Raw genomic sequence first — 22,012 nt, forward strand, 5'->3', positions numbered from 1 at the left:
TGTGACCGCCTACACCGCTGAGAACGCCCCGGGCCGCCACGGCCCCCACGCCACCGTCGAGACCGAGCCCCGCGCCGTGGGCCGGGTGCGCACCGAGTACTCGCCCGCGCACGACGGCGACCCGGACCCCGGGGAGATCGTCTGGACCTGGGTCCCGTTCGAGGAGAACGACGGCCGCGGCAAGGACCGGCCGGTGCTGGTGGTGGCCCGTGAGGCGGCGGGGTCGTTCCTCGCCGTGCAGCTGACGAGCAAGCGGCACGCGGGTGACCGGGAGTGGGTGCCGATCGGCAGCGGCCCGTGGGACCGCTCGGGCCGTGACTCCTGGGTCGACGTCGACCGCGTCCTGCGACTGCACGAGGAGGGCATGCGCCGCGAGGCGTGCGCCCTGGACCGCATGCGGTTCAACCTGGTGCGGCAGCGCCTCAGGGAGCGCTACGGCTGGGAGTGACCGCCGGCTCGGCCGTCAGGTCCGCGAACGTCCGGGCGAACGCCGCGCGCGTCGCACTGTCGCGGGCGCGGTCCAGGATGCCGAACACCACGTGCTCGAAGACGCCGTGGAAGCGCCCGCCGGGGCCCAGGTGCACGCGGAACGCCTCCGCCACCTGCGCCGGGTCGTTGCGGAACACCCCGCAGCCCCAGGCGCCGAGCACCAGCCGCCGGTGGCCGTGGGCGCCCGCGGTCTCCAGGACCCGCCCGGCGCGGCGGGCCAGCACGGCGGACAGCTCCTCCGCGCGCTCCGGCGCCTTGGCGCGGATCACGCCCGCGTTGGGCGCCGGAGAGGTGAGGAAACCGGCCGTGAACGGCGCGTCGAGCAGGCGGCCGCGGTCGTCCCGGAACACCGGCACGGCGGGTGAGTGGATCACGCGGTCGGTGTAGAACGGATCGCGGTGGGCGCGGTGGTGCGCGTAGAACTCGGGGGCCCGCAGCAGGCAGGTGTACAGCGCCGAGGCGCGGCACAGCGCCTCCTCCTGGGCCTGCGCGCCGTTGAGGTAGCCCCCGCCCGGGTTGCGCGCCGAGGCGAAGTTCAGCACGGCCGCGGGACGTGCGGCGTCCGGGCCGGTGAGGCGCCGGGCGGCCTGCAGGCTGCTCTCGCCGGTCACCTCGAACCGCGTCGCCACCGGCTCGAAGGCCGGTACCGGGACCGGCTCGGGTCCGTACAGCCGCGTGCCCTGTCCGGCCGCCTCGACCGCCGCGGCGACGGACACCGTGTGCCCGCCCGGTGCCCGGTAGGCGCCCTCCGCCACGATCCGTTCCGTCTCACGGGCGATGCCCCGCAGGCGCGCGCTCACGGCGCCACCCCCGTAGCCGCCGTGAGCGCGCCCCACGGGTTCCCCCTCGTCGTGCTCATGCACGCATCCTGAGCGATGCTGGTGACGCGGCGCAACGCGGTTTTCACCGGCCCCGGACGGTCCGGGCCGGTGCGCCGAAACCCCCGGTGACGGGCGGAACGAAAGGATGACCGACCCCTTACGCCGCCCCAGGCGCTCTTGTGCCGGGCGATCCGAGGGTTTTGGGTGGACGCGTTGGTGCCGGCCGGGACCGACCTGACTCCGGGCCGGCGACATGGTGGTGTCTCAGGAGGATTCCCGCATGTCCGATCCGTCGAGCGGTTGTGCGCCTTCCCGCACGGCCGTCACCGAAGCCGGGGCGGAGGCCCTGATACGCGGCATCTGCTTCAAGACCGGTCCGCCCCGCCTTCTCGGTGTGGAAGTGGAATGGCTGGTCCACGAGCTGCGCGACCCGCGGCTTCCCGTCCCTCACGAACGACTCGAGGCGGCCTACTCCGTTCTGCGGAACGTACCCCTCCGCTCGGCGCTCACCGTCGAGCCCGGTGGTCAGCTGGAGCTCAGCTCGCCGCCCGCCGCGACCCTCACCGAGTGCGTCGACACCGTCTCCGCCGATCTGGACGCCGTGCGCGCCGTCCTGCGCGAGGACGGCCTGGTGCTGTCCGGCATGGGCCACGATCCCTGGCGGACCCCCCGCAGGTTCCTGCACCGGCCGCGCTACGACGCGATGGAGGCCGCCCTGGACCGCACCGGCGCGGGCGGCCGTTTCATGATGTGCGCCTCCGCCTCGGTGCAGGTGTGCGTGGACGCCGGGCACGAGGAGCCCGGGCCGCTCGGTCACGTCCGGCGCTGGTGGCTGGCCCACCTGCTGGGCGCCGTCCTGGTGGCGGCCTTCGCGAACTCGCCGCTCTCCGCGGGCCGGCCGACCGGCTGGCGGTCCACGCGGCAGCTGCGCTGGGCGCAGATCGGCACGGGACGGGCGGGCGCCCCGGCGCTGGACGCCGACCCGCGCGCCACCTGGGCCCGGCACGTGCTGGACGCGCCCGTGATGTGCGTGCGCCGGGACGACGACCGGCCGTGGGACGTGCCGGACGGCCTGTCCTTCCGGCACTGGACGCGGCAGCGCACACCCCGCGTCCCGACCCACGACGACCTCGACTACCACGTCACGACCCTGTTCCCGCCGGTCAGACCCCGGGGCCATCTGGAACTGCGGATGATCGACGCGCAGCCCGGCGAGGACGGCTGGACGGTGCCGCTGGCCGTGACGGCGGCGCTGTTCGACGACCCGGAGGCCGCCGAGACCGCCTACCGGACGGTGAAGCCCCTGGCCGAGCGGACGGCGGGCCTGCCCGCGCCGCACAACCCGCTGTGGCGGGACGCGGCCCGGGACGGACTTGGCGACCCGGAACTGCGCGAGGCCGCCGCCGTCTGCTTCGCGGCGGCCCTCGCCGCCCTGCCCCGGCTGGGGGCCGCGCCCGCGCTGGTCGACAGGGTCGCCGCGTTCCGGGACCGGTACGTCGCCCGGGGCCGCTGCCCCGCCGACGACCTGCTCGACACCTGGCGCGCGGGGCACGACGGGCGTGCGGCCGCATCCGGCGCGCCCTCCCCCTCCACCCACCCGCACGGGAAGGACACCCCCTCATGACCGACCCCGCCCTCGACGCCGAGACCCTGCGTGAGCGCGCGGTCGCCTCGCTGGTCGTCGCCCGGGACCGCACCACGCTGCTGACCAGCTGTGTGGAGGAACCCGACCTGACCGCGCAGCATTCGCCGCTGATGTCACCCCTGGTGTGGGACCTGGCGCACATCGGCAACCAGGAGGAGCAGTGGCTGCTGCGGGCGGTCGCCGGCCACGAGGCGATACGCCCGGAGATCGACAGCCTCTACGACGCCTTCGAGCACCCGCGGGCCGCGCGTCCGAGCCTGCCCCTGCTCTCGCCCGAGGAGGCCCGCCGGTACGCGTCCGACGTGCGCGGGCGGGCGCTGGACGTGCTGGAGCACACGGCGTTCGACGGCACGCGACTGACGGAGGCCGGCTTCGCCTTCGGGATGATCGCCCAGCACGAGCAGCAGCACGACGAGACGATGCTGATCACGCACCAGCTGCGCCGGGGCCCGGCGGCCCTCACCGCGCCCGACCCGGAGCCGGTGACGCCGTTCACCGGGCCGGCTGAGGTGCTGGTGCCGGGCGGCCCGTTCACCATGGGCACCTCGTCCGAGCCGTGGGCGCTGGACAACGAACGCCCGGCCCACCGCCGCGAGGTGGCGCCCTTCTTCATCGACACGACGCCGGTGACGAACGGCGCCTACCAGGCGTTCATCGAGGCCGGCGGGTACGACCAGCAGCGCTGGTGGACCCCCGAGGGCTGGGCCCATGTGCGCCGCAACTCCCTCACCGCGCCGCTGTACTGGCGCCGGGACGGCGGGCAGTGGCTGCGGCGCCGCTTCGGCGTCACCGAGCCGGTGCCGCCGGACGAGCCGGTGGTGCACGTGTGCTGGTTCGAGGCCGACGCCTACGCCCGCTGGGCCGGGCGGCGGCTCCCCACCGAGACGGAGTGGGAGAAGGCCGCCCGGCACGACCCCGCCACCGGCCGGTCGACGCGCTACCCCTGGGGCGACGCCGACCCCACCTCCGCGCACGCCAACCTGGGCCAGCGCCATCTGCGTCCCGCACCGGCCGGCAGCTACCCGGCCGGGGCGTCGCCGCTGGGCGTGCGGCAGCTGATCGGGGACGTGTGGGAGTGGACGGCGAGCGACTTCCTGCCGTACCCGGGCTTCCGGGCGTTCCCGTACAAGGAGTACTCGGAGGTCTTCTTCGGGCCGGAGCACAAGGTGCTGCGCGGCGGTTCCTTCGCCGTGGACCCGGTCGCCTGCCGGGGCACCTTCCGCAACTGGGACTATCCGATCCGGCGGCAGATCTTCTCCGGGTTCCGCACCGCCCGCTCGGTGGAGGACGCCTGATGTGCCGGCACCTGGCCTACGTGGGGCCCGAGGAGCCGTTGGGCGCGCTGCTGGTGCGGCCGGCGCACGGCCTGTACCGGCAGTCGTGGGCGCCGCGCCGGCAGCGCCACGGCACGGTCAACGCCGACGGCTTCGGCGTCGGCTGGTACGCCGACGGCGACCCGGTCCCGGCCCGCTACCGGCGGGCCGGGCCGGTGTGGGCGGACCTGTCGTTCACGGATCTCGCCCGGGTGGTGCGCACCCGGGCCCTGCTCGCCGCCGTACGGGACGCGACGCTGTCGGGTGCCGACGCGGAGGCGGCCGCGGCGCCGTTCGCCTCCGGCACCTGGCTGTTCAGTCACAACGGCGCGGTGCCGGGGTGGCCGGGTTCGCTGGCGCCGCTGGCGGCGACACTGCCCGCCGAGGACCTGCTGTCGCTGGAGGCCCGTAACGACTCGGCGTTCGTGTGGGCGCTGGTGCTGGCCCGGCTGCGGGCCGGCGACACCATGGGCCAGGCGCTGGCCGACACGGTCGCCGAGGTCGCGGAGGCGGCCCCCGCCGCCCGGCTGAACCTGCTGCTCACCGACGGCGACACCGTCACCGCGACCGCCTGGGGCGACACCTTGTGGTACCTCGCCCGGACGGGCGGCGGCACCGTCGTCGCCTCCGAGCCCTACGACGACGATCCGCACTGGCAGGAGGTGCCCGACCGCACCCTGCTGGCCGCGAGCCGCACGGACGTGCTGCTCACCCCGCTCAAGGAGCCCCTCACGTGAGTCCGTTCCATCTCACCCGCACCCTCCCCGAGGACGCCACCGGCGCCGCCCTGCGCGCCGACGTCCGGGCGGGACTGACCGGCAGCCCCAAGACGCTGCCGCCCAAGTGGTTCTACGACGCACGGGGCAGCGAGCTGTTCGAGGAGATCACCGCGCTGCCCGAGTACTACCCGACGCGCGCCGAGCGGGAGATCCTGCTCGCCCGCGCGGACGAGATCGCCGCCGCGTCCGGCGCCCGCACCCTGGTGGAGCTGGGCTCGGGCTCCTCGGAGAAGACGCGGCACCTGATCGCCGCCCTCACCGGCCTGCACACCTACGTCCCGGTCGACGTCAGCGAGTCCGCGCTGACCGGCGCCGGGCGGGCGCTGGGCGCCGAGCGGCCGGGTCTGGACGTGCACGCGCTGGTCGCGGACTTCACCGCGCGGCTGACACTCCCGGACACCCCGGGCCCGCGTCTGGTGGCGTTCCTCGGGGGCACGGTCGGCAATCTGCTGCCGGCCGAGCGGGCCGCGTTCCTCGCCTCCGTGCGCGCCCTGCTCGCCCCGGGCGACGCGCTGCTGCTGGGCACGGACCTGGTGAAGGACGAGCGGGTGCTGGTCCGGGCGTACGACGACGCGGCGGGAGTGACGGCCGCGTTCAACAAGAACGTGCTGAGCGTGGTCAACCGGGAGCTCGGCGCCGACTTCGACCCGGACGCCTTCGCCCACGTGGCCCTGTGGGACGCCGGGCACGAGTGGATCGAGATGCGGCTGCGTGCGCGCACCGCGCAGTCCGTGAAGATCCCGGCGCTCGAGCTGGTGGTGGACTTCGCGGAGGGCGAGGAGCTGCGCACCGAGGTGTCGGCGAAGTTCCGGCAGGAGGGCGTACGTGCCGAACTGGCCGCCGGGGGGCTGGAGCTGACGCGGTGGTGGACGGACGCGGAGGCGCGGTTCGCGCTGTCACTCAGCATCGCCCGCTGACCTGGCCGCCGGGCAGGGCCACGGGAGGTCCCCTGGCGCAGCCTGTCCGGCACGGTCCGCCGGACAGGCGCCAGGGTCCTCCCGCATGATTCGGACGAGAGGCCTCAGTCGAAGGCGAGGGTGTCCGTGACGCGCCGTGCGGCGCGTTCGGCCTCCTCGGCGGGGTCGGCGCCGGTGAGCACCTTCGTCATGTACTCCTTGATCGGGTTGTCGGCCTCGACCACGCTCCACCGGGGCGTGGCCGGGGTCGCCCGGCCCCGTGCGGCGCCGGCCGCCATGGCCTCCAGCCCCTCCTCCCCCGCGACCGACTCGGCGAGGCCGGCCTTGTTGGGGACGTAGTTCATGGTGCGGGCGAGTTCGGTGTTCCACCGGGAGCCGGTGAGGGCGGCGACCACCTCGACGGCGGCGTCCTCGGCGTCGGTGTTGGCGGGGACGACGAGGTCGGAGCCTCCGGTGAAGACGGCCCCGGGCCGGCCCGCCTTCTTGCCGGGCACGGGGAAGTAGCCGATCAGGTCCGCGAGTTCGGGGTTCTGCTTGACGATCGTGGGGACCAGGCCGGGGACGGCCACGATCTGGGCGACCCGGCCCTCGGCGAACACGCCCGCCTGCGGAGGGTGTTCCTCGTCGGCGTCGGCCGGTCCGTCGCCGAGCTGCTGGAGCCGGCGGTAGAAGTCCATGCCGCGCAGCGCGGCCGGGCTGTCCAGCGCGCCCCGCCAGACGCCGTCGCGCTCGGTGGCGAGTTCGCCGCCCTCCTCCCAGATGAAGCCGGCCAGCGTGTACCAGTCCTGTCCGGCGAGGTAGATGCCCTGGGTCCGGTCGGTGTCGAGCCGTTCGGTGATCTCCAGCCACTCGTCGCGGGTCTCCGGCGGGGCGGTGACGCCGGCCGCGCGGAACAGGTCCTTGCGGTAGACGACGACGCGGTTGGCGGCGTACCAGGGGATGCCGTACTGCTGGGAGCCCCAGCGGCCGGGTTCGGCGAGGCCGGGCAGCCAGTCGTCGCGGCCCCAGTCGCGCATCGACTCCAGCGTGAGGTCGAGCAGCCCGTCGCCCTCCGCGTAGGCGGACACCTGGGTGTTGCCGACCTCGATGACGTCGGGCCCGTCCGCGTCCCGGCCGCGCAGGGCCTGCTGGACCTTCTCGCCGATGCCGGTCCACTCCTGGACGCGGATGTCCAGGTCGATTCCGTCGTGTTCGCTCTCGAACTCCTCGGTGAAGCGGTCCAGGAAGTCCTGCGAGGCACTGTGCTGCATCAGCCACACGGTGACGGTGCGCCGCTCCGCCGCGCTGTCGGAGATCAGACCGCAGCCGCCGAGGAGGAAGGCGGACACACAGACGAGGGCGAGCAGACGGCGTCTCACGTGGGGTCCTGTTTCTGTCTGCGGACAGGGCGGGGCCCGGCGTGGGGGGCGAGCCGGAGCTCGGACGGGTGCCCAGCATCTTGGTATGGACCAATGCTCGGGTCAAGGCCGTCAGGCGAACGGGGCCGACGTCTCGCGCCCGGCCCGCAGGTGGGGCACGGTGGAGTGACGTGTGCCACAGGCGGTGGGAGCCACCGCGAGAGGAGCGAGACATGTCGAACCACACCTACCGGGTCACCGAGATCGTCGGCACGTCGCATGAGGGCGTCGACGCGGCCGTGCGCAACGGCATCGAGCGGGCGTCGCAGACGCTGCGCAATCTGGACTGGTTCGAGGTGACGCAGGTGCGCGGGCAGATCGAGGAGGGGCAGATCGCGCACTGGCAGGTGGGGTTGAAGGTGGGCTTCCGGCTGGAGGGGTCGGACTGAACCACCTCCAGGTCAGGTCCGCCCCTCACGCTCCTGAGCGTCCTTCAGCTCGCCCGAGGGCGACGTCCACCGGGCGTGGACGACGGTGAATCCGGCCCGCCGGGCGTCCGCGCAGACCAGTTCGTCGTCGTCGACGAGCACACGCACCTCGCGGGTCCGGGCCAGGCGGCGCAGCACGGCGAGCTTGGTGTGCCGGGCGGGGCGGCGGTCGGCGTTGCCGCGCATGTGCACGTCCCCCTCGGGCAGCCCCTGCGCGGCCAGCCAGCCCAGCGTGTCGCGGCGGCAGCGCTCGGGCCGTCCGGTGAGGTAGACGATCTCGCACTCCTCGGCACTCTCCCGCACCAGGGCGACACCCTCGGCGAGCGGCGGATCCTGGGGCGCGGCGGCGAAGAAGCCGTCCCAGTCGCGCGGCCCGCGCTCCAGGAAGTGCTGCCGGTGCGCGGTGTCGGCGAGGGTGTTGTCGAGGTCGAACACGGCCAGCGGACGGTCGGCGCGGCGCGTCGGGCCGGTTCGGCGGTCGCGGTCGGTGTGGTCGGTGCGGTCGGTCACGCTGCCACCCTAGACAGCGGCCGCAGGAATCCTGGCGGCCGCGGGGCGTTGAAACCGGTATGAGTTCCGTGATCGCCGCGACCCGCTTCTCCGTCCTCGACCGCTCACGCGTCCGCGAGGGGCACACCGCTCCCGAGGCCCTGCGGGACACGGTGGCCCTCGCCCAGGAGGCGGAGCGGCTCGGGTACCACCGGTTCTGGGTCGCCGAGCACCACGGCGTGCCCGGTGTGGCCGGTTCGGCGCCGACCGTGCTGGCGGCGGCCGTCGCCGGGGCGACCCGCACCCTGCGCGTGGGCACCGGCGGGGTGATGCTGCCCAACCACCGGCCGCTGGTCGTGGCCGAGCAGTTCGGCGTGCTCGCCTCGCTGTTCCCCGGGCGGATCGACATGGGCCTGGGCCGCTCGGTCGGGTTCACCGGCGGGGTGCGCAAGGCGCTGGGGCGGGACAAGGAGGACGCGGAGGACTTCGCCGCCCAGCTCGACGAACTGCTCGGCTGGTTCCACGGCACCTCGCTCACGGGCGTGCACGCCCGGCCGTCCGAGGGCCTGAGCGTGCCGCCGTTCGTACTGGCGATGGGCGAGGGCGCCACGATCGCCGCCCGCGCCGGACTGCCGATGGTCATCGGCGACCTGCGCGACCGGGACCGGATGCGCCAGGGCATCGACCGCTACCGGCAGCTGTTCCGGCCCTCCGCGTGGGCGAGCGAGCCGTACGTGATCGTCTCCGGCACCGTGGCGGTGGCGGAGACGGCCGAGCGGGCCCGGCGGCTGCTGGTCCCGGAGGCCTGGTCGATGGCGTACTCCCGCACCCACGGCAGCTTCCCGCCGCTGCCGCCGGCCGAGCGCGTCGAGGCACTGACACTGACCGGCAAGGAGCGCGACCTCTACGAGGCGGGCCTGACCGGACAGCTCGCGGGCACCGAGGAGCAGGTGATGGAGGGGCTGGAGTCGCTGCTGAAGGACACCGGGGCGCAGGAGGTGCTCGTCACCACCAGCACCTACGACCGCGAGGCGCTGCTGGAGTCCTATCGGCGCCTCGCCGTCATCGCCGGACTCCCGGGCAGCGCGACGCGCCGGTGACGGGCACCGGCGCGTGCGGGAGAGCGGGAGTCGGGGGCTGCTAGCGGCCCTTGCCAGGGACATCGCGACCCCGGCCCGGTACGTCACGGCCGCGGCCCGGGACGTCGCGGCCCCGGCGGCCTGATTCCTCGGTCATCTCCGTCTCGGCCTCGATGCGCTCCTTGCGCACCTGGCCGTGCACGGTCTCGTTCGTGGTCGTCTCCTCGGTGGTCATCCGGACCCGCTCGACCGGTACCGCCTCGGTGGTGACCACGGGGCGCTCCTCGTGCAGCGTCACCTCGTGCTGATCCTCCTTGAAGTCGGGACCGGACACGGCGTCGCCGCGGTTGGCGTCGGTGATCGGCTCGCGCTCCACGCGTACTTCCTCGTGGCGGACCGGGACGGTCTGCTGGACCTCCTCGGTCACCACGTACTTGCGCAGCCGCGCCCGGCCGGACTCGTGCCGCTCGACGCCGACGTGCATCCGCTCCTCGGAGCGGGTCATCGCGTCACCGCTGTCACGCCCCTTGGCCTCGCGGCCACGCGTCATGGACTCGCCCCGGCCGGACATGGCGCCCGCGGCCCCGGCCGAGCCGGCGCGTTCGGACATGCCAGCGCGCTGGGACGTGGGGGGTGCGCCCGTCCTGCCGGCGATGTCACCCCGGCGTCCGGTCGACGTCCCCGCGGCTCCCGCGGCACCGGCCGCGCCCGCGGCGCCCGCCGCTCCGGCCGCGCCCGAGGGCCCGGCCTTGCCCTTGGTCCCGCCGCTGTCGTCGGGATCGGTCAGGACGTTGTCCCAGTTGATGCCGTAGTACTCGTACAGCCGGTGCTCCTCGTCCACCGACAGGTGGCCGCCCGCGTCGATGTCGACGTTGGGCGCACCCTTGACCTTGTCCTTGGGGTACGGCACCTCGAGGTGGTCCTGCACCATGGAGGCGTCGCGGATGGGCACGAACGACTCACTGGAGCCGAACATCCCGGTCTTGACGGTCACCCACTCGGGGCGTCCACTCGCGTCGTCGAGGAAGACGTGCTTCGCGTCGCCGATCTTGTTGCCGTCCCCGTCGTACACGGGGTGATCCAGCAGGATCGAGATCTCATCGCGGGTGATCATCTGACATCACCCTCCTCTCGGGTCACTCCTCTCCGGTTCTCCTGATCAGAGGGCTGAAAACGGTACAAAGGTAACTAATCGCACTTTATTTTCGACAGTGCTGACCGTGAGTGACCGCCGAGGACGCGAGACGGGGCCGGAAGGAGCACCTTCTTCCGGCCCCGCCCGTCCGCACCTGCCGGCGAACGTCGGTGAGGAGTGGCTGCCCGGGCGGCTACCGCTTGCCCGCCTTGCGGGTCGCCCGCAGCCACTCCTTGTTCATGCCCGTGATGGAGGTCAGCGGGATGCCCTTGGGGCAGGCGGTGGCGCACTCCCCGGCGAGGGTGCAGCCGCCGAAGCCCTCCTCGTCCATCTGCGCCACCATGTCCAGCACCCGCGTCTCGCGCTCGGGCGCGCCCTGCGGCAGCACGTTGAGGTGGTTGACCTTGGCGGAGGTGAACAGCATCGCCGCGCCGTTGGGGCAGGCCGCGACGCACGCGCCGCAGCCGATGCACTCGGCGTGCTCGAAGGCGAAGTCCGCGTCCGGCTTGGGCACCGGCGTGGCGTGGGCCTCGGGGGCGGAGCCGGTCGGCGCGGTGACGTAACCGCCGGCCTGGATGATGCGGTCGAAGGCGGAGCGGTCGACGACCAGGTCCTTGACCACCGGGAAGGCGGCGGCCCGCCACGGCTCGACGTCGATGGTGTCGCCGTCCTCGAAGGACCGCATGTGGAGCTGACAGGTGGTGGTGCGCTCGGGCCCGTGGGCGTCGCCGTTGATGACCAGCGAGCAGGCGCCGCAGATGCCCTCGCGGCAGTCGTGGTCGAAGGCGACCGGGTCGTCGCCCTTGAGGATGAGCTCCTCGTTGAGGGTGTCGAGCATCTCCAGGAAGGACATGTCGGGTGAGATGCCGTCCACCTCGTACGTGGACATGGTGCCGTCGGCGTCGGCGTTCTTCTGCCGCCAGACGCGCAGGGTGAGCTTCATGCGTAGCTCCGCTGGGTGGGGTGGACGTACTCGAAGACCAGGTCTTCCTTGTGCAGGGTGGGCGCCTCGCCGGTGCCGGTGAACTCCCAGGCGGCCGCGTAGGCGAACTCGTCGTCCCTGCGGGCCGCTTCGCCGTCCGGTGTCTGGGACTCCTCGCGGAAGTGGCCGCCGCAGGACTCGGCGCGGTGCAGCGCGTCGAGGCACATCAGCTCGGCGAGCTCCAGGTAGTCGACGATGCGGTTGGCCTTCTCCAGCGACTGGTTGAACTCCTCACCGGTGCCGGGGACCTTGATCCGGCGCCAGAACTCCTCGCGAATCTGCGGAATGCGCTCCAGGGCCTTGCGCAACCCGGAGTCGCTGCGGGCCATGCCGCAGAACTCCCACATCAGTTCGCCCAGTTCGCGGTGGAAGGAGTCGGGGGTGCGGTCGCCGTCGACGGACAGCAGCAGGTTGAGCCGGTCCTCGGTCTCGGCCAGCACCTCCTGCACGGCGGGGTGCTCGTCGGTCACCTCGCCCTGGCGCGGATTGCGGGCCAGGTAGTCGTTGAGGGTCGCCGGCAGCACGAAGTAGCCGTCGGCCAGGCCCTGCATCAGCGCGGACGCGCCGAGCCGGTTGGCGCCGTGGTCGGAGAAGTTGGCCTCACCGATCGCGAACAGGCCGGGGACGGTGGTCTGCAGGTCGTAGTCGACCCACAGGCCGCCCATCGTGTAGTGCACCGCGGGGTAGATCCGCATGGGCACCTCGTACGGGTCCTCGTCGGTGATCCGCTGGTACATGTCGAAGAGGTTGCCGTACTTGGCCTCGACCGCCTCGCGGCCCATGCGCCGGATGGCGTCGGCGAAGTCCAGGTAGACGCCCTGGCCGCCGGGGCCCACTCCCCTGCCCTCGTCGCAGACGTTCTTCGCGGCGCGGGATGCGATGTCGCGGGGCACCAGGTTGCCGAAGGAGGGGTAGATGCGCTCCAGGTAGTAGTCGCGCTCGTCCTCGGGGATCTGCGCGGGCGGCCGGGTGTCGCCCTTGGCCTTGGGCACCCAGATACGGCCGTCGTTGCGCAGCGACTCGCTCATCAGGGTGAGCTTGGACTGGTGGTCGCCCGTGCGCGGGATGCAGGTGGGGTGGATCTGGGTGAAGCACGGGTTGGCGAAGTACGCCCCGCGCCGGTGCGCGCGCCAGACGGCGGTGGCGTTGGAGTTCATGGCGTTCGTCGACAGGTAGAAGACGTTGCCGTAGCCGCCGGTCGCCAGGACGACGGCGTCCGCGAACCAGGTGGAGATCTTCCCGGTGATCAGGTCGCGGGCCACGATGCCGCGGGCCCGGCCGTCGACGACGATCAGGTCGAGCATCTCGGTGCGCGGGTGCATCTCCACGTTGCCGGCCGCGATCTGCCGGCTGAGCGCCTGGTAGGCGCCGAGGAGGAGCTGCTGACCCGTCTGACCGCGGGCGTAGAAGGTGCGGGAGACCTGGACGCCGCCGAAGGAGCGGGTGTCGAGCAGGCCGCCGTACTCGCGGGCGAAGGGCACGCCCTGCGCGACGCACTGGTCGATGATCTCCACCGAGATCTGCGCGAGGCGGTGCACGTTGGACTCGCGGGCGCGGAAGTCGCCGCCCTTGACGGTGTCGTAGAAGAGACGGTGGACGGAGTCGCCGTCGTTACGGTAGTTCTTCGCCGCGTTGATGCCGCCCTGCGCGGCGATGGAGTGGGCCCGGCGCGGGGAGTCCTGGTAGCAGAACTGGACGACGTGGTAGCCCTGTTCGGCCAGCGTGGCCCCGGCGGAGCCGCCCGCGAGGCCGGTGCCGACGACGATCACGGTGTGCTTGCGCCGGTTGGCGGGGTTGACCAGCTTGGCCTCGAAGCGGCGCGTGTCCCAGCGTTCGTGGACCGGTCCTTCGGGGGCCTTGGTGTCGGTGACCGGCTCGCCGGTCGTGTAGTCGGTGTACGAGGTCATGGTCAGCTCACCACTCCGGTCATGACGCCCACGGGTACGGCGACGAAGCCGGCCGTGAGCAGCAGCGCAAGGGCGTTGGCGGTGGTCTTGAGGGCGCGGTCGCGGGTGCGGCTGCCGGCGCCGAGGGTCTGGGCGGCGCTCCAGAAGCCGTGCCGGACGTGCAGGCCGACGGCCAGCATCGCGACGATGTAGAGGGTGTTCCCGTACCAGGTGGAGAAGGTGTCCACGACGTTCTGGTAGGGCTTTCCGGACTCGAAGCCGCCGGAGTGGACGGTGCCGGTGGTCAGGTCGAGGACGTGCCAGACGATGAACAGGGCGAGGATGACCCCGCCCCAGCGCATGGTGCGGGTGGCGTAACTGGCGCGCGCCTTCTTGTGGACGTACTTGGTCGGGCGCGCCTTGATGTCGCGGCGGCTGAGCTGGTAGGCGGAGACGGCGTGGGCGACCACGGCGAGGACGAGCACCACGCGGACGACCCACAGCGTCCACTCGTAGTGCATGAACGGCTCGCCGACCGTCCGCAGCCAGTGGGCGTAGTGGTTGAACTCGCCGGCCCCGAAGAAGATCTTCAGGTTCCCGATCATGTGGACGACCAGGTACAGCAGCATCATCAGGCCGCTGACCGCCATCACTGTCTTCTTGCCGACGGTCGAGTCCCACACGGTGCGTGCCATGGACGGCCGTCGGTCCGTCCGCGTTGCCAGAGCCATGTCACCAGACGCTAGGGCCGAAGGGCCTCATCGGTCCAAGACATGGTCCGGCTCGTTTCGATAGGAGTCGCCTATCATGGCCGGGTGCACTTCCAGCAGCTCCAGTACTTCGTGGCCGTCGCCGAGACACGGCACTTCACCCGCGCCGCGGAGCTGGTCCACGTCGCCCAGCCGTCGCTCTCGCAGCAGATCAAGGCGCTGGAGCGGGAGCTGGGGGCGGATCTGTTCCGGCGGGCGCGCGGCAACATCACGCTGACCGACGCGGGCGAGGCGCTGCTGCCGCTGGCCCGGCGCATCCTGGCCGACGCGGACACCGCCCGGCACGAGGTGCAGGAGGTGGCGCAGCTGCGCAGCGGCCGGGTGCGGCTGGGCGCGACCCCGAGCCTGTGCACGGGTCTGCTGCCGGACGTGCTGCGCGCCTTCCACGACCGCTATCCGGGCGTACGGCTGCTGGTCGAGGAGGGCGGCTCGCACGACCTGGTGCGCGAGCTGGCCCGCGGCGCCCTGGACCTGGCGCTGGTCGTGCTGCCGCTGCCCACCCCCTCCCCCGCGCTGACCACCGTGGAGCTGCTGCGCGAGGACCTGGTGGTCGTCTCCTCACCGGACGCCCCGCGCCCGGGTGGGGGGCGGCGCACCGTGCGCATCGCCGACCTGGAGGGCGAGCGCCTGGTGATGTTCCGGCACGGCTACGACCTGCGGGAGCTGACGGTGGCCGCGTGCCGGGCGGAGGGCTTCGAGCCGGGGTTCGCGGTGGAGGGCGGGGAGATGGACGCGGTGCTTGGCTTCGTCCGGGCGGGGCTGGGCGTCGCGGTGGTGCCCCGCATGGTGGCCGCCCGCTCCGGTCACGGCCTGCGCGTCACCCCCCTGGCCCGCCCGGGACTGCACCGCACGATCGCCCTGGCCCACCGCAGCGACGTGGCACCGCCGCGGGCGGCCAGGGAGCTGCAGCGGATGCTGCTGGAGCGGTGAGCGTCCCGGCCCCGCCCGAGACGCTCACCAGGTGGGGATGAAGCCTCCGTCGATGATCAGATCGCTGCCGGTGATGTTGCGGGACTGGTCGCCGGCGAGGAAGAGCACGAGGCCTGCGATCTCGGCGGGCCGGGAGAAGCGGCCGGTGACGGTGGCCTTGGACGCCTGGGCGACCACCTCCTCCGCGGTGATGCCCGCGGTGCCCGAGACCGTCCGCGCCACTCCCTCACCGCCCAGCCACAGCTCCGTCTCGACCGGGCCCGGGCTGACGGTGTTGACCCGAATGCCCTTCGGGCCGACCTCCTTCGACAGCGCCTTGGAGAACGCCACCAGGGCGGCCTTGCCCGCGCTGTAGTCGATCACCAGCGGATCCGGGAGGGTGGCGTTGACGGAGCCGACCGTGATCACCGAGGCGTCGCCGGCGTCCAGCATCACGGGCAGCGCGGCCCGAGTGACCCGTACGGCCGCCAGCAGGTTGAGGTCGATCGTGCGCCGCCAGTCCTCGTCAGTGACCGACAGGAAGCCGCCGGTGCGGGCGGGTGCCGTGCCGACGTTGTTGACCAGGACGTCGATGCGCCCGCCCGCCGCGCCGACGAGCTCTTCGGCCGCCCGCGGCTCGGCGAGGTCGACCGGCACCCAGGTCACCGAACCCTCCTTCACCAGGCTCTCCAGCCGCTCGGAGGTGGTGCGCGACCCCGCCACGACCTGAGCGCCGGCCTGTGCGAGTGCCTCGACGACCGCCAGGCCGATGCCCTTGCTCGCTCCCGTCACGACGGCGGTCCTGCCCTGCAGTTCCGTGCTCATGCTGTCCCACTCCGATCGGACCCGGGTGCCCCCTTGGGACATGCTGCCCCTTGTGGGGCAGGCCCGCCGCCCGAACGCCGGTCACCGGCGCACCGCCGACGCCCGTCGCACGCCGTGTCAGCCGCGGACGGTCAGCAGGTCCGGCATGCCGATGCGTTGGTAGGACTCGGCACGGACGGCGTCGGCGACGTCGCTGAACCGCTCTGAGCCGTCGTCGGCCGGGGCGATGGTGGTCCGGAACGGCCGTTCGCCCTTCGGGATGCCGACGACACGGACGGCGGCGCGGGCGACCACCGGACGTCGGCGTCGTCCGGTGCCAGGGCCGCCAGCGCCTGGCCCACGTCGTCCATGAGCCCGCCGTAGCCTCACCCCGTCGCGTCCACCAGCGCCAGGTCGTGCAGCCGCTCCGGTGGGCCCGGGCGGGCGTAGTACCAGCCCTGTGCCGTGTCGCAGCCGAGGATGCGGAGCTGTTCGGCCTGGGCGCCGGTCTCCACGCCCTCCACGGTGACCGCGAGGTCGAGGGAGTGGGCCAGCGAGACGATGCCCTCGACGATCTTGAGGTCGACCGGGTCGGCGGGGAACCGCTGCATGCTCTGCGTGAAGGAGCGGTCCAGCTTGAGGACGCTCACCGGGAGCCGGCGCAGGTTGGCGAGGTTGGAGTAGCCGGTGCCGAAGTCGTCCAGGGCGATGTCGACGCCCATCTCGGCGAGCCTGCGCAGCGGCTTGAGGAGGTCGTCGTCGGCGCCGATGAGCGCCGACTCGGTGACCTCCAGGCACAGCGCGTCGGGCGTGACGCCCGTGCGTTCCAGGATCTCGACGGTGTCCTGCACCAGGCCCGGGTGGGTGAGCTGGCAGGGCGAGAGATTCACGTTGATGCGCAGCGGGCCGAGCCGCTCGCCACCGTGGGCGTCGCGCCAGGCGCGGGCCTGCCGCACCGACTGCTCCAGCACCCAGCGGCCGAGCGGCACGATGAGGCCGGTGTGCTCGGCGAGCGGGATGAAGCGGTCCGGGGACAGCACCCCGTGCTGCGGGTGCAGCCAGCGCACCAGCGCCTCGGCGCCCCGGACGCTGCCGTCGCCGAGGTGCACCAGGGGCTGGTACTCGATGAAGAACTCGCCCCGGTCCAGGGCCGTGGGCAGCGCCGTGGTGAGTCCGTGCCGGGTGATGGCGCGGGCGTCGGCCTCCGGGTCCGCCAGCTCGAAGCGGTTGCCGCCGGCCGCCTTGGCCCGGTACATGGTGATGTCGGCGCTGCGCAGCACCTCCGCCGCGCTGCGTTCCCCGGCCGGGCCCTCGACGACGCCGATGCTGCCGCGCACGGTGAGGTCCCGGCCGTCGATGCTGATCGGCGCCAGCAGCGCGTTCATGATCCGGCCGGCCAGCTCGTCGACCGTGCGCCGGGTGTCGGGGCCGGTGGTGAGGGCCACGAACTCGTCGCCGCCGAGCCGGGCCACCATCTCGCCGGGCGCGGTGGCGCAGGACTGCAGCCGGTCGGCGACCTCGACGAGCAGGCGGTCGCCGGCCGCGTGGCCGAGGCTGTCGTTGACGGTCTTGAAGCCGTCCAGGTCGAGGTAGCACAGCCCGAACCGCTGGTCCCGGCCGGCCGAGAGCGCCTTCTCCAGGCGTTCGAAGAAGAACGTGCGGTTGGGCAGCCCGGTGAGCGCGTCGTGCGTGGCCTCGTAGCGCAGCCGGAGGTTGAGCAGCCGCCGCTCGGTGGTGTCCTCCATCAGCGCGAGCTGGTACTGCGGTGCGCCGTCGGCGTCGCGCAGCAGGGAGACCGTCAGGTTGGTCCACAGGACCGTTCCGTCGGGGCGGTAGAAGGCCTTCTCGAGGTGGTAGTGCTCGCGCTCGCCGCCGACCAGTTCCTCGTAGAGGCGCCAGGTCTGCGGGGCGTCGTCGGGGTGCGTCCAGTCCTTGACGTTGCGGCCGAGCAGCGCCTGCTCCGACAGTCCGAACATGCGCCGCAGCGCGTTGTTGACCTGGAGGATGTTGCCGTCGAGGTCGGCGATGCCGATGCCTATGGCGGCGCCCTCGAAGACCGCGCGGAACCGGGTCTCGGTGGCGTGCAGCGCCTGCGCCACCACGCCCTGCGCCTCCAGCGCGGCCTGGGCGATGGCCTCCTGCTCGGCCAGCGTCCGCTCGCGCAGGGCCTGCGCGAAGCCCGCGGCCATGGCGTGCTGGAGGCGGGAGCTGCGGGCCCTGAGGGTCTCCCGGTCGCCGTCCTCGCCGCAGTACAGGACCAGGTAGGCGTCCACGCAGTCCAGGGTGCGGCTGAGCGCCTCCGGGTCGGTGCAGTGGGCCGCCACCAGCGCGGCGCCGGCCGCGCGGCCCGTGTCCGCGTCGAAGGAGCGCGCCCGCAGCGCCTCGCTCAGCAGCCGGGCCACCGGCAGCAGCCGCTCCTCGAACTCCGGCCGGGTCGAGGCGGTCGAGGTGACCGGGTAGACGGCCCGGCTCCAGATCGTCGCGAACCGGCGCAGTCTGTCCTCCGGCCCGTCCGGCTCGCCGCTCACGCCGTACGCCCCACTCCCGCGAGACCGGAGAAGGCGTAGGGATCCTCGTCCTCCGGTGCGGTGTCCGGGCGCCAGCGCGGCATCGGCACCAGTCCGGGTTCCACCATGTCGTACCCCTCGAAGAACCGCGCGATGTCGTCGCGCGTGCGCATGATCAGCGGGTTGCGCATGTCTCGGTACACGTCCACCGCCCCCTCGGCCCGCTCCGGCGGCAACGGGATTCCCTCGTACGTGGCATGGCTGAGCACCAGCATGCTGCCGGGTGCCAGGGCCTCGCGCAGTTCGGCCACCGCCCCGTACGGGTCGTCCGCGTCTTCCACGAAGTGAAGTATGGCAACGAGAAGCAGCGCCACCGGCCGATTCAGGTCGATCAGCCGCGCGACTTCGTCACTGCCGAGGATCTCCTGCGGCTTGCGGAGGTCGGCGGCGAGGATGCCGGCGCCGTCGTTGCCCTCCAGCACCACCTTGCTGTGCGCGACCGCGACGGGGTCGTGGTCGACGTACATCACCCGGGCCCGGGGGTCGGCCGCCTGGGCCACCTCGTGCACGTTGCCGAAGGTGGGGATGCCGGAGCCGATGTCCAGGAACTGGGTGACGCCCTCGGCGACGGCGAACCGTACCGCCCGTCGCATGAACGCCCGGTTCGCCTGCATGACCTTGGGCAGTCCCGGCATGAACTCCATGGCCCTGCGGGCCGCTTCCCGGTCGACCTCGAAGTTGTGCGAACCGCCCAGGTAGTAGTCGTACATCCGGGAGACACTGGGCACCGTGATGTCGATGTTCCGAGGGGCCCAGGCGGGACGCTCCATCTAGCTCTCCAAGACGTAGGCGATCCGGTGTTCGAGCAGAGGCTACTGATCGCCCGCCAACAGGGCGACCCCAAACGGAAATTGACCATCCGTTCCCGGTCACTGCCTCTGGCACGTGCCGCTTTGCGGAAGCACAGGATTGTTACGTGTCGTGCCCGCACCGCTCCGGAGCGTTCCGGGGGACGCGGAGAGAACAGGGGAAAACGGCCCGCCCCTCCGCGGGCGGCGGAGGGGCGGGCACGGGGCCGGCGGTGTCGGAGTGGACGACACCCTGGGGAGGTTGCTACTTCTCCGACGCGCCGACCGGCTTTCCGTCGGGCCGTACGGCGTACCAAGTACCGCCGACGCCCTGACCGTTGGTGTCGCCGGGGGCCTTGTCACCGGCGAAGGTGTAGATGGGCCAGCAGTTGATCGTCTGCTGGTCGGCGCCGTCGGGACGGGTGAAGGTCATGTAGCCCTTCCTCTGGATGCCCTTGGTGTCACCGAAGGCGACCGGCGAGACCACCGGCCACTTCTTCAGGCAGTCGCCGGTGCAGGCCGACACGGGCTTCGGCCACGCCTCGTCCTTCATGAACCGGTAGACGGTCATGCCGTTCTTGTCGACGACGATCTCGCCGAGCTCGGAGTCCTCCCGGGTGGAGAGTCCGGGCTGGTCGGCCGACCGCGCCTTCTTCCCCTCGGGGGTGAACGCGAACCACTTGCCGCCGACACCCTGCCCCTTGACGTCACCGGCGTTGACGTCCTTGACGTACCGGTAGGCGGGCCAGCCGTCGACGGTCAGCTGCTTGGTGCCGTCGGCCCGGGTGACTTGGCCCAGCAGCGCCTTGTCGATGCCCTCGCCGGCCGAGGCGTCGTCCGCGGGCACCGGCGGCCAGGTCTTCGCGCAGTCCCCGTCGCAGTTGGTCTTCGGCGGGTTCGCCGAGTCCTGGTCGAAGCGGTAGAGCGTGAGACCCAGTTCGTCGGTCACGACCTTGCCGAGCTTGGCGTCGGTCGCCACGTTGAGCCGGCCCGCCGTGTTGGCCGGCTGGCTCGGGGCCGGGGAGGTCTGGCCCGCCTGCGCACCGCTGCCGACGCCGCCCAGGTCGCCCGGCGCCGTGACCCCCACGTTCTGGCTGGAGGGCGGCTGGCCGTCCTGACCGCACGCCGTCGTCAGGGTCAGCACCGCCGCGGCGCTCACCACCAGTGAGGCGGTCCGCCAGGAGGTATTCATCGTCAGCTCCAGATGATCGCAGAGGTGTTGCAGCGCCCTGCTGCGCCGCCGCTCGACGATGGGTACGCACGGGGGCACAGGTTGTGTTCAACGGCGGCCCGTATTTCTTTTCTTAACTCCTTCGGGGCATTCCCCGGGCTCCCGCGCGTGGCCGGGTCCCTGACGACTCATGATCTTCGTCGTGCAAGCACTCGTACCGACCCAAACCCGTACGGCGGCGCGCGCGTTGGCCGTGGCCGCGCTGCTGTGGGCCGTCGCCGGCGCACCCGGTCCTGCGGCGGCCGACGCCTGCGCGTACGCCTCGACGGGACCGGGCGGCACGGAGGCGGTGGCGATCGCGGGCAATGTCGCCTGGACGGACTTCCCGCCCTGCTCCCCGCCTCCGCCCTCCCCGACCCCTACGCCCACCCCCACGCCGACGCCGACCCCGCCGCCTCCTCCCCCACCACCGCCGCCCCCTCCGGAGCCGACCCCGCCACCGCCGCCGCCGAAGCCCAGCCCCACCCCGACTCCGACACCGCCGCCGCCCGCGGCCCGCCCGGCACCGCCCCCGCCCCGGCCCGCGCCGGCCGTCACGCCGACGCCGCGCCCGGTGCGCCCGGCACCGCCGCCGCCGAAGGCCCCGAAGCCGTCGGCCACCCCGGCGCCGCGCCCGTCGGTGCGGCCCGTGACCTACCCGCGCCACCGCGCGGTCGAGGTGAAGCGGCCGGCCCGGAGCACGACCTCGCCGCTCGTCTTCGTCCTGCTCATCACCCTCCCCGCGGTCGTCGCCGTCGCCGCTCTCCGCCCGCGCTGACGACCGCCCCGCCACCGACCGACCCTCTCTTCCTGGAGGCACCTCTTGCCGGAATGGCTTGTTCTCACCCTCGCCATGCTCGCCGCCTGTGCCGTCGTGGTGATCATCACGCTCCTACGGCACCGGAGGGCGGCCGAGGACGAGGACCCCAGCGAGACGCCGGACGTCATCGAGTACATGACGATGTGGATCGGCGTGGTGTACGCCATCGTCCTGGGACTCGCCATCGCCGGCGTCTGGGAGGGCCGCAGCGCCGCCCAGGACAACGTCCGGGCGGAGGCGGTCGCCCTGCACGAGGTCTCCGAGCGGGTGCGGGTCTACCCCGCTGAGATCCGTGACCTGATCCGGGACGATGTCAACGCCTATGTCGGACACGTCGTCACCACCGAGTGGCGCACCATGGCCGACCACGACCGGGTCACCGACGAGGGCACCGAACTCCTCGACCGGCTCCGCCGGGACGTCACCGACTACGAGCCGCGCAACGACTTCGAGGCGCAGGCCTACCAGCCGCTGGTGGACCAGGTGGCCGCCGCCGACCAGGCGCGCAGCGCGCGGGCGGAGTCGACCGGGGCGACCATGCCGGGCGTGGTGTGGTTCGGCCTGGTGACGGGCGCCGTCATCACGATCGGCATGATCTTCGCGCTGCAGATCCGGCGCACCCGCCGCGAACTGATCCTGGCCGGGCTGTTCTCGGCGCTGATCGCCTTCCTGCTCTTCCTGATCTGGGACTTCGACGCGCCGTACAGCCGGGGCCTCGCCGCGACCGCGGACCCGTTCCTGCGGCTGTTCCCCGACGTCAAGGGCTGACCGTACGGCTGCCGCC

At 72.8% G+C, this 22,012-nt stretch carries 22 protein-coding genes; 10 read left to right on the forward strand and 12 right to left on the reverse strand.

Translation table 11 applies throughout. The annotated features are described in order from the left end of the window. Position 1: 1 nt before the first annotated feature. Complete coding sequence (locus tag B100_RS0105925; protein WP_024883523.1) at positions 2-448, forward strand: type II toxin-antitoxin system PemK/MazF family toxin; 447 nt, start codon at positions 2-4, stop codon at positions 446-448. Here B100_RS0105925 and B100_RS0105930 read toward each other — a convergent pair. Beyond that, complete coding sequence (locus tag B100_RS0105930) at positions 423-1,289, reverse strand: TIGR02452 family protein (protein WP_024883524.1); 867 nt, start codon at positions 1,287-1,289, stop codon at positions 423-425. The two genes, B100_RS0105925 and B100_RS0105930, sit on opposite strands and share 26 nt — an antisense overlap. Positions 1,290-1,590: 301 nt before the next feature. On the opposite strand from B100_RS0105930, the gene egtA reads away from it, so the two are divergent. From egtA to egtD, 4 genes are read left to right on the forward strand one after another with little or no spacing between them, the layout of a single operon-like run. Further along, on the forward strand, positions 1,591-2,934 hold the full coding sequence (egtA, locus tag B100_RS0105935) for an ergothioneine biosynthesis glutamate--cysteine ligase EgtA (protein WP_024883525.1): 1,344 nt from the start codon (positions 1,591-1,593) through the stop codon (positions 2,932-2,934). Beyond that, positions 2,931-4,250 (forward strand): ergothioneine biosynthesis protein EgtB, encoded by a 1,320-nt coding sequence (gene egtB / locus B100_RS0105940; protein WP_024883526.1) that lies wholly within the window; start codon positions 2,931-2,933, stop codon positions 4,248-4,250. The genes egtA and egtB overlap by 4 nt, the downstream gene beginning before the upstream one ends. Next, positions 4,250-5,005, forward strand: a complete 756-nt coding sequence (egtC, locus tag B100_RS0105945; protein WP_024883527.1) for an ergothioneine biosynthesis protein EgtC — start codon at positions 4,250-4,252, stop codon at positions 5,003-5,005. Before egtB ends, egtC begins: the two co-directional genes overlap by 1 nt. Continuing rightward, the gene (gene egtD, locus B100_RS0105950) at positions 5,002-5,964 is read left to right on the forward strand and encodes an L-histidine N(alpha)-methyltransferase (protein WP_024883528.1); all 963 of its coding nucleotides are present in this window, start codon (positions 5,002-5,004) and stop codon (positions 5,962-5,964) included. Before egtC ends, egtD begins: the two co-directional genes overlap by 4 nt. 104 nt (positions 5,965-6,068) lie before the next feature. Here the strand turns inward: egtD and B100_RS0105955 are convergent, their stop codons facing one another. After that, complete coding sequence (locus B100_RS0105955) at positions 6,069-7,322, reverse strand: extracellular solute-binding protein (RefSeq protein WP_024883529.1); 1,254 nt, start codon at positions 7,320-7,322, stop codon at positions 6,069-6,071. A 212-nt stretch (positions 7,323-7,534) separates the two neighbouring features. Here B100_RS0105955 and B100_RS0105960 point away from each other — a divergent pair, with 212 nt between their 5' ends. Continuing rightward, complete coding sequence (locus B100_RS0105960) at positions 7,535-7,750, forward strand: dodecin (RefSeq protein WP_024883530.1); 216 nt, start codon at positions 7,535-7,537, stop codon at positions 7,748-7,750. A gap of 12 nt (positions 7,751-7,762) precedes the next feature. Here B100_RS0105960 and B100_RS0105965 read toward each other — a convergent pair whose 3' ends face one another. Continuing rightward, the gene (locus B100_RS0105965) at positions 7,763-8,230 is read right to left on the reverse strand and encodes a phosphatase domain-containing protein (protein ID WP_037722488.1); all 468 of its coding nucleotides are present in this window, start codon (positions 8,228-8,230) and stop codon (positions 7,763-7,765) included. Between the two features lie 128 nt (positions 8,231-8,358). Between B100_RS0105965 and B100_RS0105970 the strand changes: the two genes are divergently transcribed. Continuing rightward, positions 8,359-9,378 carry an LLM class flavin-dependent oxidoreductase gene (locus B100_RS0105970; RefSeq protein ID WP_024883532.1) on the forward strand — a complete coding sequence of 340 codons (1,020 nt, stop codon included), beginning with the start codon at positions 8,359-8,361 and terminating at the stop codon, positions 9,376-9,378. A 40-nt stretch (positions 9,379-9,418) separates the two neighbouring features. On the opposite strand, the gene B100_RS0105975 is transcribed toward B100_RS0105970, so the two are convergent. The 4 genes from B100_RS0105975 to B100_RS0105990 all read right to left on the reverse strand — a co-directional run bounded on the left by B100_RS0105975 (position 9,419) and on the right by B100_RS0105990 (position 14,055). Then, positions 9,419-10,471 carry a PRC and DUF2382 domain-containing protein gene (locus tag B100_RS0105975; protein WP_024883533.1) on the reverse strand — a complete coding sequence of 351 codons (1,053 nt, stop codon included), beginning with the start codon at positions 10,469-10,471 and terminating at the stop codon, positions 9,419-9,421. A 214-nt stretch (positions 10,472-10,685) separates the two neighbouring features. Next, entirely contained in the window at positions 10,686-11,435 is a 750-nt protein-coding gene (locus B100_RS0105980; RefSeq protein WP_024883534.1) for a succinate dehydrogenase/fumarate reductase iron-sulfur subunit, read from the reverse strand. After that, entirely contained in the window at positions 11,432-13,381 is a 1,950-nt protein-coding gene (locus B100_RS0105985; RefSeq protein ID WP_024883535.1) for a fumarate reductase/succinate dehydrogenase flavoprotein subunit, read from the reverse strand. The genes B100_RS0105980 and B100_RS0105985 overlap by 4 nt, the downstream gene beginning before the upstream one ends. Before the next feature lie 2 nt (positions 13,382-13,383). Next, the gene (locus tag B100_RS0105990) at positions 13,384-14,055 is read right to left on the reverse strand and encodes a succinate dehydrogenase (RefSeq protein WP_024883536.1); all 672 of its coding nucleotides are present in this window, start codon (positions 14,053-14,055) and stop codon (positions 13,384-13,386) included. A gap of 120 nt (positions 14,056-14,175) precedes the next feature. On the opposite strand from B100_RS0105990, the gene B100_RS0105995 reads away from it, so the two are divergent. Next, entirely contained in the window at positions 14,176-15,060 is an 885-nt protein-coding gene (locus B100_RS0105995) for a LysR family transcriptional regulator (protein WP_024883537.1), read from the forward strand. A 24-nt stretch (positions 15,061-15,084) separates the two neighbouring features. Here the strand turns inward: B100_RS0105995 and B100_RS0106000 are convergent, their stop codons facing one another. The 5 genes from B100_RS0106000 to B100_RS0106020 all read right to left on the reverse strand — a co-directional run bounded on the left by B100_RS0106000 (position 15,085) and on the right by B100_RS0106020 (position 20,390). Continuing rightward, positions 15,085-15,864, reverse strand: a complete 780-nt coding sequence (locus tag B100_RS0106000; protein ID WP_024883538.1) for an SDR family oxidoreductase — start codon at positions 15,862-15,864, stop codon at positions 15,085-15,087. Between the two features lie 117 nt (positions 15,865-15,981). Further along, on the reverse strand, positions 15,982-16,158 hold the full coding sequence (locus B100_RS36915; RefSeq protein ID WP_158686705.1) for a hypothetical protein: 177 nt from the start codon (positions 16,156-16,158) through the stop codon (positions 15,982-15,984). Between the two features lie 71 nt (positions 16,159-16,229). Further along, positions 16,230-18,371 carry an EAL domain-containing protein gene (locus B100_RS0106010; RefSeq protein ID WP_024883539.1) on the reverse strand — a complete coding sequence of 714 codons (2,142 nt, stop codon included), beginning with the start codon at positions 18,369-18,371 and terminating at the stop codon, positions 16,230-16,232. Further along, on the reverse strand, positions 18,368-19,180 hold the full coding sequence (locus tag B100_RS0106015) for an SAM-dependent methyltransferase (protein ID WP_024883540.1): 813 nt from the start codon (positions 19,178-19,180) through the stop codon (positions 18,368-18,370). Before B100_RS0106015 ends, B100_RS0106010 begins: the two co-directional genes overlap by 4 nt. A gap of 283 nt (positions 19,181-19,463) precedes the next feature. Next, positions 19,464-20,390, reverse strand: coding sequence for an SCO0930 family lipoprotein (locus B100_RS0106020; protein WP_024883541.1), 927 nt, complete (start codon positions 20,388-20,390; stop codon positions 19,464-19,466). A 667-nt stretch (positions 20,391-21,057) separates the two neighbouring features. Between B100_RS0106020 and B100_RS37495 the strand changes: the two genes are divergently transcribed. Then, a complete protein-coding gene (locus B100_RS37495; protein WP_037722489.1) occupies positions 21,058-21,186 on the forward strand; it encodes a hypothetical protein in 129 nt (42 codons plus the stop codon). 45 nt (positions 21,187-21,231) lie between these two features. Further along, positions 21,232-21,996 carry a bestrophin-like domain gene (locus tag B100_RS0106030; protein WP_078540742.1) on the forward strand — a complete coding sequence of 255 codons (765 nt, stop codon included), beginning with the start codon at positions 21,232-21,234 and terminating at the stop codon, positions 21,994-21,996. Positions 21,997-22,012: the final 16 nt, after the last annotated feature.

Source organism: Streptomyces sp. CNH189 (assembly GCF_000527195.1).

Coding starts and splice junctions, on each gene's coding strand:
- egtA (WP_024883525.1), top strand. CDS start 1,591: ATGTCCGATCCGTCGAGCGGTTGTGCGCCTTCCCGCACGGCCGTCACC.
- egtB (WP_024883526.1), top strand. CDS start 2,931: ATGACCGACCCCGCCCTCGACGCCGAGACCCTGCGTGAGCGCGCGGTC.
- egtC (WP_024883527.1), top strand. CDS start 4,250: ATGTGCCGGCACCTGGCCTACGTGGGGCCCGAGGAGCCGTTGGGCGCG.
- B100_RS0105960 (WP_024883530.1), top strand. CDS start 7,535: ATGTCGAACCACACCTACCGGGTCACCGAGATCGTCGGCACGTCGCAT.
- B100_RS0105970 (WP_024883532.1), top strand. CDS start 8,359: ATGAGTTCCGTGATCGCCGCGACCCGCTTCTCCGTCCTCGACCGCTCA.
- B100_RS0105975 (WP_024883533.1), bottom strand. CDS start 10,471: ATGATCACCCGCGATGAGATCTCGATCCTGCTGGATCACCCCGTGTAC.
- B100_RS0105980 (WP_024883534.1), bottom strand. CDS start 11,435: ATGAAGCTCACCCTGCGCGTCTGGCGGCAGAAGAACGCCGACGCCGAC.
- B100_RS0105985 (WP_024883535.1), bottom strand. CDS start 13,381: ATGACCTCGTACACCGACTACACGACCGGCGAGCCGGTCACCGACACC.
- B100_RS0105990 (WP_024883536.1), bottom strand. CDS start 14,055: ATGGCACGCACCGTGTGGGACTCGACCGTCGGCAAGAAGACAGTGATG.
- B100_RS0106000 (WP_024883538.1), bottom strand. CDS start 15,864: ATGAGCACGGAACTGCAGGGCAGGACCGCCGTCGTGACGGGAGCGAGC.
- B100_RS0106015 (WP_024883540.1), bottom strand. CDS start 19,180: ATGGAGCGTCCCGCCTGGGCCCCTCGGAACATCGACATCACGGTGCCC.
- B100_RS0106020 (WP_024883541.1), bottom strand. CDS start 20,390: ATGAATACCTCCTGGCGGACCGCCTCACTGGTGGTGAGCGCCGCGGCG.